General features: G+C 52.6%; 9 protein-coding genes. 4 read left to right on the top strand and 5 right to left on the bottom strand.

Features of this window, described 5'->3' with window-relative positions:
* Positions 1–136: 136 nt before the first annotated feature.
* A complete protein-coding gene (gene lpdA, locus GF617_RS05045; RefSeq protein WP_181623690.1) occupies positions 137–1,561 on the top strand; it encodes a dihydrolipoyl dehydrogenase in 1,425 nt (474 codons plus the stop codon).
* A gap of 54 nt (positions 1,562–1,615) precedes the next feature.
* Here the strand turns inward: lpdA and GF617_RS05040 are convergent, their stop codons facing one another.
* Together GF617_RS05040 and GF617_RS05035 are read right to left on the bottom strand one after the other, a co-directional pair.
* On the bottom strand, positions 1,616–2,407 hold the full coding sequence (locus GF617_RS05040) for a DUF2950 family protein (RefSeq protein ID WP_203451222.1): 792 nt from the start codon (positions 2,405–2,407) through the stop codon (positions 1,616–1,618).
* A 10-nt stretch (positions 2,408–2,417) separates the two neighbouring features.
* The gene (locus GF617_RS05035) at positions 2,418–3,944 is read right to left on the bottom strand and encodes a DUF3300 domain-containing protein (RefSeq protein ID WP_203451221.1); all 1,527 of its coding nucleotides are present in this window, start codon (positions 3,942–3,944) and stop codon (positions 2,418–2,420) included.
* Positions 3,945–4,480: 536 nt separating this feature from the next.
* On the opposite strand from GF617_RS05035, the gene acnB reads away from it, so the two are divergent.
* Entirely contained in the window at positions 4,481–7,078 is a 2,598-nt protein-coding gene (acnB, locus tag GF617_RS05030; protein ID WP_181622276.1) for a bifunctional aconitate hydratase 2/2-methylisocitrate dehydratase, read from the top strand.
* Between the two features lie 159 nt (positions 7,079–7,237).
* Complete coding sequence (yacL, locus tag GF617_RS05025) at positions 7,238–7,600, top strand: protein YacL (protein WP_203451220.1); 363 nt, start codon at positions 7,238–7,240, stop codon at positions 7,598–7,600.
* 30 nt (positions 7,601–7,630) lie between these two features.
* On the opposite strand, the gene speD is transcribed toward yacL, so the two are convergent.
* The 3 genes from speD to GF617_RS05010 all read right to left on the bottom strand — a co-directional run bounded on the left by speD (position 7,631) and on the right by GF617_RS05010 (position 9,762).
* Entirely contained in the window at positions 7,631–8,425 is a 795-nt protein-coding gene (speD, locus tag GF617_RS05020) for an adenosylmethionine decarboxylase (RefSeq protein WP_181622278.1), read from the bottom strand.
* Entirely contained in the window at positions 8,426–9,295 is an 870-nt protein-coding gene (gene speE / locus GF617_RS05015; RefSeq protein WP_203451219.1) for a polyamine aminopropyltransferase, read from the bottom strand.
* 119 nt (positions 9,296–9,414) lie between these two features.
* The gene (locus GF617_RS05010) at positions 9,415–9,762 is read right to left on the bottom strand and encodes a YacC family pilotin-like protein (protein WP_181623691.1); all 348 of its coding nucleotides are present in this window, start codon (positions 9,760–9,762) and stop codon (positions 9,415–9,417) included.
* Positions 9,763–9,907: 145 nt separating this feature from the next.
* Here GF617_RS05010 and cueO point away from each other — a divergent pair, with 145 nt between their 5' ends.
* Positions 9,908–11,479, top strand: a complete 1,572-nt coding sequence (cueO, locus tag GF617_RS05005) for a multicopper oxidase CueO (protein WP_203451278.1) — start codon at positions 9,908–9,910, stop codon at positions 11,477–11,479.
* The last annotated feature ends 64 nt before the right edge of the window (positions 11,480–11,543 follow it).

Raw genomic sequence — 11,543 nt, 5'->3', positions numbered from 1 at the left:
CTCGTGAGGTTTGTGAGGTTATTGGCGAAAGCGACAATTCGTGAGCCGTTTGTTGTTTCAAAATTGTTAACAATTTTGTAAACTGCGGGCGGATAGAACGACCCGGTGGACGACGGGTATAAATTAAGAGGTCATGATGAGCACAGAAATCAAAACTCAGGTCGTAGTACTTGGGGCAGGCCCGGCAGGTTACTCCGCAGCATTCCGCGCCGCGGATTTAGGTCTGGAAACCGTCATCGTAGAACGCTACAGCACCCTCGGCGGTGTTTGTCTGAACGTCGGCTGTATCCCTTCAAAAGCGCTGCTGCACGTAGCCAAAGTTATCGAAGAAGCCAAAGCGCTGGCTGAACACGGTATCGTCTTCGGCGAGCCGAAAACCGATATCGACAAGATTCGTACCTGGAAAGAGAAAGTTATCACTCAGCTGACCGGTGGTCTGGCCGGTATGGCCAAAGGCCGTAAAGTGAAAGTGGTAAACGGTCTGGGTAAATTCACCGGGGCAAACACCCTGGAAGTGGAAGGTGAAAACGGCAAAACCGTGATCAACTTCGACAACGCGATCATCGCGGCAGGCTCTCGCCCAATCGAACTGCCATTCATTCCACATGAAGATCCGCGCGTGTGGGATTCCACCGATGCACTGGAACTGAAAAGCGTTCCAAAACGTCTGCTGGTCATGGGCGGCGGTATCATCGGCCTGGAAATGGGTACGGTGTACCATGCGCTGGGTTCAGAGATTGACGTGGTTGAAATGTTCGACCAGGTTATCCCGGCTGCCGATAAAGACATCGTTAAAGTCTTCACCAAACGTATCAGCAAGAAATTCAACCTGATGCTGGAAACCAAAGTGACTGCCGTTGAAGCGAAAGAAGACGGTATTTACGTTTCCATGGAAGGCAAAAAAGCCCCTGCTGAAGCGCAGCGCTATGACGCCGTGCTGGTGGCTATCGGTCGCGTACCGAACGGTAAAAACCTTAATGCAGGCGCAGCGGGCGTGGAAGTTGACGATCGTGGTTTCATTCGCGTCGACAAACAGCTGCGCACTAACGTGCCGCACATCTTTGCTATCGGCGATATCGTCGGTCAGCCAATGCTGGCACACAAAGGTGTTCACGAAGGTCACGTTGCCGCTGAAGTTATCGCGGGCATGAAACACTACTTCGATCCGAAAGTGATTCCTTCTATCGCGTACACCGAGCCAGAAGTTGCCTGGGTGGGTCTGACAGAGAAAGAAGCGAAAGAGAAAGGCATTAGCTACGAAACCGCCACCTTCCCGTGGGCAGCTTCTGGGCGTGCTATCGCTTCTGATTGCGCTGACGGCGTAACCAAACTGATCTTCGACAAAGAGACTCACCGTGTAATCGGTGGTGCAATTGTCGGTACTAACGGCGGCGAACTGCTGGGTGAGATTGGTCTGGCTATCGAAATGGGCTGTGACGCTGAAGACATCGCGCTGACCATCCACGCTCACCCAACTCTGCATGAGTCTGTGGGCCTGGCGGCAGAAGTGTTTGAAGGTAGCATCACCGACCTGCCAAACGCGAAAGCGAAGAAGAAATAAGTTTCTTCCGGCTTAAAAAAGCGGCTGATAAGCCGCTTTTTTTGTGCCTGTGGTTCAGGGAGCGACAGGTTGCCAGTTTTTATCCGGGTTATAGACAGTGAGTTGCTGTGCTTTTTGTGGCGAGTGACTGCCGAGGTTTGTCTGATAAACTTTGTCATCCTGATTGATCACAAAACTCATCACTCCTGTTTCACCATAACTGACTGGCCAGGCGACCATTGCAAAACCGTGTTTATCAGGCAGGATTTTGAACCGATAGCCGTGATAACCCATTCCAGGCTCTTTTGGACTGAACGCCGGACCGAGTGGGCTGGGGGTTTCGCCTTGTGCAACAGGCCAGTACAGGCCATCTTTTTTCCCTTCTGAACTGACAATTTTCCGGGCGTAGGTCTGGTTAAGGGCGTAATAGCTCTGCTGGGCATCGACGTAGGCATGCAGGGCTTCTATGGCAGCCAGTTCATTGCGGCCTATTTCACGTGTCAGGATCTCATTGGCGGCTTCCTGCATATCAAATTGCCACCCGGATGCCGTCTTGATGACGGGTATTGGCAGTTGCCAGCTATTTTCACCGACGATGAGATGGGCAATATTGTCGTTAACCACTGTGCTGTGGCGCACTTTCCAGTCGCGCAAAAAACGGTCGACGGCATCCGGGTCGACACCTTCTGGCGGCAAAAAATGACGCCAGTTATCACCGAGCAGGGAATTCATCGCACTTTCATTTTGCTCATTAATGGCATTCGCCAGTGCATCCGTTGCTTGTTCTGGCGTGCTGAAATATTGCTGCGCCATCGTGACGGTAGACACCATCAAAAGCACCAGCCCACTGAGTAATTTGATTTTCATGTCTGTTCCTTTAGCGATGACGGAATTCACGGTGTTCAGTTCGGGCTGGCATTTGTCGCTGCTGTTGCTGCTGATTACGGGCTGATAACTGACGGCTCTGCGTGCCGCGTTGCTGCTGGGCCTGCCAGTTAGCGGAAAGGCTATCGTTACCGCTTAGCGCATTAGCACGAGGTGGGTTGTTTGGCCGCTGGGCGGTTTGTGAAACCCGTTTTTCCGGACGCGGAGTGGTTGTCTGGCGGCTCTCGTGCGTTTGCTTAGCATGCTTGCGTTGTCCGCTTTGCGGTGTGTTGTCGTACCCGCGATAGTTACTACGCTGAGAAATTTGCTTCAGTTGCTGATTTGCTGCCTGACGCTGAGCCTCTTTTGTGGCCGGGCGCTGTGCCTGGGAGAGCGTTTTACCCGTCGATTGCTGAACTTGTGCTAACGCCGCCTGACGCTGGTTATCGCGGTTCACCGTTTTTTGCTGCGTTCCACTCAGGCCTGTCGCCGTATTTGTTGAATGGAAACGGCTGTTGAGCTGGTTTGTGGGATACGGCACGCCTTCCCGATAGGCTGGATTGTGCTGCCAGGTCTGGTTAGCCTCAGTAAGATGTTGTCCGCTGATTTTATTGAAATTATCAACGTTGATATTGATGTTGTTATCACCGTTACGGTTATATCCGCCGTTGTGGTTGTAATCATCATCGTGATGATGGTGATCCCAGTCGATATTGCTGAAAATTGCATAGGTTGTTGCGACACCCAGACTAAAACCAAAGCCTTTTACCAGGCTGTCAGTGAATTGCTCCCCAGGGGAAGGAGGGAGATAGACCGGGGGATAACTGGTATTGGGCCAGGTTCCATAGACCGTATTAGGATTATAGGTTGGAACATACACAACCTGAGGATCGGCAGATTCGATCTTAATGACGGTCGGTGCTGGCGTTGCGGTACTAGTGGATGTCGATTCCGTGGAGGTGCTTTTCGTCGACGCGGGTTTTGTCACGGTGGTGACGGTCTGCTGAGGTGTGGATTGTAATGCGCCAGTCTGCTGAGCGAGGGCGCGAAGACGTTGAACAGAGTCCATTACATCCTTCGGCTGCGCGAGGAAAGCATCACCGAGGTTTTGCACCCAGGGAGGATTCTCGCCCATCAATGACATCAGCTGTGGAAAGGCAACCAGCGATTTCACACTGGGGTCCCACGGCTGCCCGGCCACGGCCTGAATGGCGGTATCCCCCTGCATTTTGGGGTTATCTTTGGACCACTGCGCCGCCTGAATCACATTTGCCGGATAGGTCGATGCCATCAAAATCTGAGACAACAGCGCGTCAGGGTAGAGTGCAACAGGGGCGACCCATTGATCCAGTTGTGCAGATGTGTAAGTCGGAGCAGGGGTTGCAGATGATTGCGCGACGGGGGTTGGCTGCGCCACGGGAACGGCCGGTTGGGGCTGGGGCTCTGTCGCCCGTCCTTTCACCAGCATGACGCCTGATGCGGCAAAAAGCCCGGCACTGCACAGAAGGACAAGGAGGTGTGGCTTAAAAGGCAACTTCATAAGATGACTCCGACGAGACGAGGGCAGTGCCGTGAGGCGTTGCTGTTGCCGCGAGTATATTCACCCGAGTTTTGCTGTTTTGACTTTTATTGGGAAATCACCGGAACATCTGGCTAAAGAATGTGAGCATTTATTACACAAATTATATCTGATGTCGGGAAAGTCGTCGGGTATTCCGCAGGCCGCCCTTGCGAATGACCTGCAAAACAGATGCTCACTATCCGCTATACCATCCTTAACGATTCAGCAAACTATTTAATGTTGCTTTTTTGTAAACGGATTAACACTGTGCAGAAATCCTGCTATGCTGCCCGACGCGGCTTCGGGCATTTACCCTACAAACTGCTGTCTCACAGGAGCGTGAAGAAAACGCCCAATACACGAAAGCTTTCAATTTGCGTCAAGGCGGCAAGTGAACGGATCTTCCAGAGCTTACATCAGTGAGTGACGGGAGTGAGTGAATGCAGCCAACGGAGAGGTAAGTTGAAGGAGGAAGTGTATGCCGCAATATGACAATGAGAGTGAGGAGAACCGTCGTGCTAGAAGAATACCGTAAGCACGTAGCAGAACGTGCCGCCGAGGGAATTGTACCCAAACCTTTAGATGCAACCCAAATGGCCGCGCTCGTCGAGCTGCTGAAAAACCCGCCCGCGGGCGAAGAAGAATTCCTTTTAGATCTTTTGATCAACCGAGTACCGCCAGGCGTAGATGAAGCCGCATATGTTAAAGCCGGTTTCCTTGCTGCCATTGCCAAAGGTGAAGCCACCTCCCCACTGGTCACTCCTGAAAAAGCCATTGAACTGCTCGGTACGATGCAGGGTGGCTACAATATTCATCCATTGATCGACGCGCTGGACAGTGACACCCTGGCCCCTATTGCCGCGAAAGCGCTGACCCACACGCTGCTGATGTTTGATAACTTCTACGATGTGGAAGAAAAAGCGAAAGCGGGTAACCACTACGCGAAACAGGTTATGCAATCCTGGGCTGACGCCGAGTGGTTCCTGAGCCGTCCTGCGCTGGCAGAAAAAATGACCGTGACGGTGTTCAAAGTCACGGGTGAAACCAACACTGATGACCTGTCTCCAGCCCCGGATGCCTGGTCTCGCCCTGATATCCCACTGCACGCCCTGGCGATGTTGAAAAATGCCCGTGAAGGCATTGAGCCTGATCAGCCTGGAAGTGTTGGCCCGATCAAACAGATCGAAGCCCTGCAGGAGAAAGGTTTCCCACTGGCCTACGTTGGCGACGTCGTGGGAACGGGCTCTTCCCGTAAGTCTGCAACCAACTCCGTACTGTGGTTCATGGGTGATGATATTCCTCATGTGCCGAACAAACGCGGCGGTGGCCTGTGTCTCGGCGGTAAAATTGCCCCTATCTTCTTTAACACCATGGAAGATGCAGGCGCGCTGCCTATTGAAGTGGACGTGAACAACCTGAACATGGGCGACGTGATTGACGTTTATCCGTTCAAGGGTGAAGTCCGTAACCACGAAACCGGTGAACTGCTCGCAAGTTTTGAACTGAAAACGGATGTGCTGATTGATGAAGTTCGTGCGGGTGGGCGTATTCCGCTGATCATCGGTCGTGGCCTGACGACTAAAGCGCGTGAAGCGCTGGGTCTGCCGCACAGTGATGTCTTCCGTCAGGCGAAAGATGTGGCAGAAAGCAGCCGTGGCTTCTCTCTGGCGCAGAAAATGGTTGGCCGTGCCTGTGGTGTGAAAGGCATTCGTCCAGGTGCGTACTGCGAACCGAAGATGACCTCCGTAGGTTCTCAGGACACTACCGGCCCGATGACCCGTGATGAGCTGAAAGACCTGGCGTGCCTGGGCTTCTCTTCTGATCTGGTAATGCAATCATTCTGCCATACCGCTGCGTATCCTAAGCCGGTTGACGTCACCACGCACCACACGCTGCCGGACTTCATTATGAACCGTGGCGGTGTGTCTCTGCGTCCGGGTGATGGCGTTATCCACTCCTGGCTGAACCGCATGTTGCTGCCTGATACCGTAGGCACAGGCGGTGACTCTCATACCCGCTTCCCGATTGGCATCTCCTTCCCGGCAGGCTCTGGTCTGGTGGCATTTGCTGCTGCGACGGGCGTGATGCCGCTGGATATGCCGGAATCGGTTCTGGTGCGCTTCAAAGGCAAAATGCAGCCGGGGATTACCCTGCGTGATCTGGTGCATGCGATCCCGCTGTATGCGATCAAACAAGGTCTGCTGACCGTTGAGAAAAAAGGGAAGAAAAACATCTTCTCTGGCCGCATTCTGGAGATCGAAGGTCTGCCGGATCTGAAAGTTGAGCAGGCGTTCGAACTGACGGATGCTTCCGCTGAGCGCTCAGCGGCAGGTTGTACCATCAAGCTGAACCAGGCGCCGATCGAAGAGTATCTGACGTCCAACATCGTATTGCTGAAGTGGATGATTGCAGAAGGTTACGGCGATCGTCGTACCCTGGAACGCCGCGTGCAGGGGATGGAAAAATGGCTGGCAGATCCGCAACTGCTGGAAGCCGATGCGGATGCAGAATATGCAGCCGTGATCGACATCGATCTGGCGGATATTAAAGAGCCAATCCTGTGTGCACCGAACGATCCAGACGATGCCCGTCTGCTTTCTGATGTGCAGGGCGATAAGATCGACGAAGTGTTCATCGGTTCCTGCATGACCAACATCGGTCACTTCCGTGCTGCCGGTAAACTGCTGGATACCCATAAAGGCCAGCTGCCAACCCGCCTGTGGGTGGCTCCGCCAACCCGTATGGATGCGGCGCAGTTGACTGAAGAAGGTTATTACAGCGTATTCGGTAAGAGCGGGGCGCGTATCGAAATCCCTGGCTGTTCCCTGTGTATGGGTAACCAGGCGCGTGTTGCTGACGGTGCGACAGTGGTTTCCACTTCTACCCGTAACTTCCCGAACCGTTTAGGTACAGGCGCAAACGTCTATCTGGCCTCTGCGGAACTGGCGGCAGTTGCCGCGCTGATTGGTAAACTGCCAACGCCGGAAGAGTACCAGACCTATATTGCGCAAGTTGATAAGACGGCGGTGGATACCTACCGCTATCTGAACTTCGACCAGCTCTCTCAGTACACCGAGAAGGCTGACGGCGTGATCTTCCAGACAGCAGTATAATAAATGCGCCCCTCTCCAGTGTGAGAGGGGCTGGGGTGAGGGCATCAGGCCGCAGGGCTTTGCTCTCACCTTTTTATTTTCATTCCTCCCGTCTCTCACGCTTTTTTTCTTCCTCTCTGCTGCGATAATTAACGTAATGGCTTTGCAGAGGAAAATACGATGGATTACGAATTTCTGCGCGACATCACAGGTGTGGTGAAAGTGCGTATGTCGATGGGCCACGAAGTGGTGGGGCATTGGTTTAACGAAGAAGTGAAGGAAAACACCGCCCTGTTAGATGAAGTGGTACAGGCGGCACAGACGGTGAAAGGCAGTGAACGTTCCTGGCAACGTGTCGGGCATGAATACACGCTGTGGATGGATGGTGAAGAGGTGATGGTTCGCGCCAATCAGCTGGAGTTTTCGGGTGATGAAATCGAAGAGGGAATGAGTTACTACGATGAAGAGAGTCTGTCGCTGTGTGGCGTTGAGGACTTTTTACAGGTGGTAGCGGCATACCGCAAATTTATGAAACAGAAGTAATTCGTCGGAGCATCCTTGCTCCTTATGTGTTTACACGGCTGGCATATTGCGGCCGTAGTAAATCTCGCGCATCTCTTTCCACAACAGGTCCGTGATAACCTTGCGCTCTTCCTCGCTTAGCTCTTCCGGCCGGGTATGGAACATATAGTGCTTAAGATCGAATTCCTTTAGTAACATCTTGGTGTGAAAGATGTTTTCCTGATAGACATTCACATCCACCATATCGTACAGCGCCTTCATATCCTCGGACATAAAGTTCTGAATGGAATTAATTTCGTGGTCGATAAAGTGCTTCATCCCATTGATATCACGAGTAAAACCCCGCACGCGATAGTCAATAGTCACGATATCCGATTCGAGCTGGTGGATTAAATAGTTCAACGCATTCAGCGGTGAAATCACGCCGCAGGTAGAGACTTCAATATCCGCGCGGAAGGTACAAAGCCCACCTTCAGGGTGACTTTCCGGATAGGTGTGAACACAGATGTGGCTTTTATCCAGGTGGGCTACCACGGCTTCTGGCAGTGGACCTGGGTGTTCGCTGGGGTCGATCAGTTTCGGGTCTACAGGCTCCTCGCTCACGAGGATGGTGACGCTTGCCCCCTGAGGCTCATAATCCTGTCGGGCAATATTCAGAATATTAGCGCCGATAATCGAACAGGTTTCTGAGAGGATCTCCGTCAGGCGGTTAGCGTTGTAGAGTTCATCGATATAGGCGATGTAACCATCGCGTTCTTCCGCTGTTTTGGCGTAGCAGATATCGTAAATACAAAAACTCAGGCTTTTCGTCAGGTTGTTAAAGCCATGCAGTTTAAGCTTTTTCAATTAACTCACCTCCTTAGAGGACAGCGCGTCTTGCAGATATTGTGGCAAGGCGAATGCCGCAGTGTGGATGGCCGGGTTGTAGTATCGACACTGAAGGCCAGACTGATGGAAGCGAGCCTGGATGATTTCCGTCGAAAGATGGCGTAGCACATCGTTATCGGTCGCCCAGGCGAAGGTCATGATCCCGCCGTAATAGGTCGGAATGGCCGCCTGATAGAAGCTGACATCGTCAAAGTAGCTGCTTAATTTACGATGGCTGTCCAGGGCTTCATCTTGTTGCAGGAAGCAGACGCCATTTTGTGCGACGAAGATCCCGCCGGGATTCAGACAACGTTTGCAGCCTTCGTAGAAGGAAGAGGTAAACAACGTTGCACCAGGGCCAATGGGATCGGTGCAGTCAGAGATAATCACATCAAAGGTCTGACGGGTCTGGTTTACAAAATTAACCCCGTCATCAATGACAAGGTTGAAGCGCGGGTCGTCGTAGCTACCGGCGTTGTGGTTGGGCAGATACTGGCGGCAGAACGAAACCACTCCGGCATCGATCTCCACCATAGTAATGGTTTCGATGGACTGATGGCGGGACACTTCACGCAGCATTGCGCCATCGCCACCACCAATGATCAGCACGTGTTTGGCGTGCCCATGCGCCAGAAGCGGTACGTGGGTCATCATTTCGTGATAGATAAATTCGTCGCGCTCGGTGGTTTGTACCACGCCGTCCAATGCCATCACGCGCCCAAATGCGGCGTTCTCAAAAATGATCAGATCCTGATGATCGGTTTTCTCGTGATAAAGCACATTATCAACGGAAAAGTACTGACCAAACTGGTCATGTAGCGTTTCATGCCAGACTGTATTTTCGGCCATGGGGTGATTCCTCCTTCGTTAACATCTGTTACACCAGCATAAACAGGGGCGCAGACGACAGCGAGCTATAACCGTCACTGAACGGTTATAGCATCATCAACAAAGGAGCGTCGGGAAGGTTATTTTACGTAGGCGAGCAGGCTTAGTGAGTCGCGAGCCAGCGCTTTGCATTTCTTTGCAGTGGGAATGCCGATACCGCTTAAATCCCGGTAGCTGTCTTCGCCGAGCGCCTTCATGTCGAAGCTGTCGTAGTTGCTGAGGTCCCATTGGTTCTGTTGGGCAAAAAAGACCAGTGCACGACGAATTTGCCCGTTGGGTAAATTCTGGTATCCGCAATCGTTTTTCAGGAATACAAACACCGCCGTTAAATCGGCCATATCTTCTGCTTCATTTTCACTTAGCGCATAACTGTTCGAGCACATAGCCATCAGGCTGGCGAACAAAATTGTCCTGAAAAACGTCTTCATTGCTTCTACCACTGCATCACGGAAAATTAACGTTAGCATACTTGATGCCAGGGCGACGATCTTTATTATTGCCGCTTTGCTTGACCTTCCGGTAAGGGGAGGGTTTATGCTCAAAATATCGCCTGCAGGAAATAAGGAAATGAACATGCAACGCCGTGATTTTTTGAAATATTCCGTTGCGCTGGGGGTTGCCAGCGCACTACCACTCTGGAGCCGTGCTGCTTTTGCCGCTGACAGGCCTGGATTGCCCATTCCGGAGGTGCTTACCGCAGATGCTCGTGGCCGTATTCAGCTAGTGGTCCAGCAAGGTAAAACGACGTTTGGTGCACAGACGGCAACGACGTGGGGATATAACGGTAATATGTTAGGCCCCGCCATCCAGTTACGCAAAGGTAAAGCCGTCACCGTTGATATTCACAATACGCTGACAGAAGAGACAACACTGCACTGGCACGGTCTGGAAGTGCCGGGAGAGGTTGATGGTGGGCCACAAGGTGTGATTAAAGCCGGTGGCAGCAGAAGCGTAACCTTTACTCCTGACCAGCGTGCGGCAACGTGCTGGTTCCACCCTCATCAGCATGGCAAAACAGGTCATCAGGTCGCAATGGGACTGGCGGGGTTAGTGCTGATTGAAGACGACGAGAGCCGCCTGCTGCGTCTGCCAAAACAGTGGGGCATCGACGATGTGCCTGTGATTGTGCAGGACAAAAAATTTACCACTGACGGGCAGATTGATTACCAACTGGATGTGATGAGCGCCGCGGTGGGATGGTTTGGCGATACGCTTCTGACCAACGGGGCGATTTATCCTCAACATGCCGCACCAAAGGGCTGGCTGCGTTTGCGTTTGCTTAACGGCTGCAATGCCCGTTCACTGAATTTTGCGACCAGCGATAAACGCCCATTGTATGTGGTGGCGAGCGACGGTGGTCTGCTGCCGGAGCCGGTGAAAGTGAACGAACTGCCCATGCTGATGGGTGAGCGTTTTGAAGTTCTGGTGGATATTAGCGACGGCAAAGCGTTTGATCTGGTGACGTTACCCGTCAGTCAGATGGGGATGGCCGTTGCGCCTTTTGATAAACCCCATCCGGTGCTGCGTATCCAGCCATTGCAGGTTACGGCCTCTGGCGCATTGCCGGATACCTTAACCACGCTGCTGCCCGCACTGCCTGCTCTTGAAGGATTAACCCAGCGCAAGCTACAGCTCTCAATGGACCCGATGCTCGACATGATGGGGATGCAGGCGCTGATGGCGAAGTATGGTGACCAGGCGATGGCGGGGATGCAGCATGGACAAATGATGGGTCATATGAATATGGATCACGGCAAGATGGGGAACATGGGGAATATGAACCATGGCAGCCATGATTTTGATTTCCACAATGCCAACCGCATCAACGGCAAAGCGTTCGATATGAACACGCCGATGTTTGCTGCCGCAAAAGGGCAGTTCGAGCGTTGGGTGATTTCAGGCGAGGGCGACATGATGCTGCATCCGTTCCACATTCACGGCACGCAGTTCCGTATTCTCTCTGAAAACGGTAAAGCGCCTGACCCGCATCGCGCGGGCTGGAAGGACACGGTTAAGGTTGAAGGTGGCATCAGTGAGGTGCTCGTAAAATTTGACCACGATGCACCAAAGGAGTTTGCCTATATGGCGCACTGCCATCTGCTGGAACATGAAGATACGGGGATGATGCTCGGTTTTACCGTTTAGAACAGTGCAGCCTGATGCCCTCACCCTAACCCTCTCCCACAGGGAGAGGGAACAAACATAAAAA

It is taken from the genome of Lelliottia sp. RWM.1 (assembly GCF_016859735.1).
GTDB lineage: Bacteria > Pseudomonadota > Gammaproteobacteria > Enterobacterales > Enterobacteriaceae > Enterobacter.
This window is presented reverse-complemented; position numbering and strand designations above follow the sequence as displayed.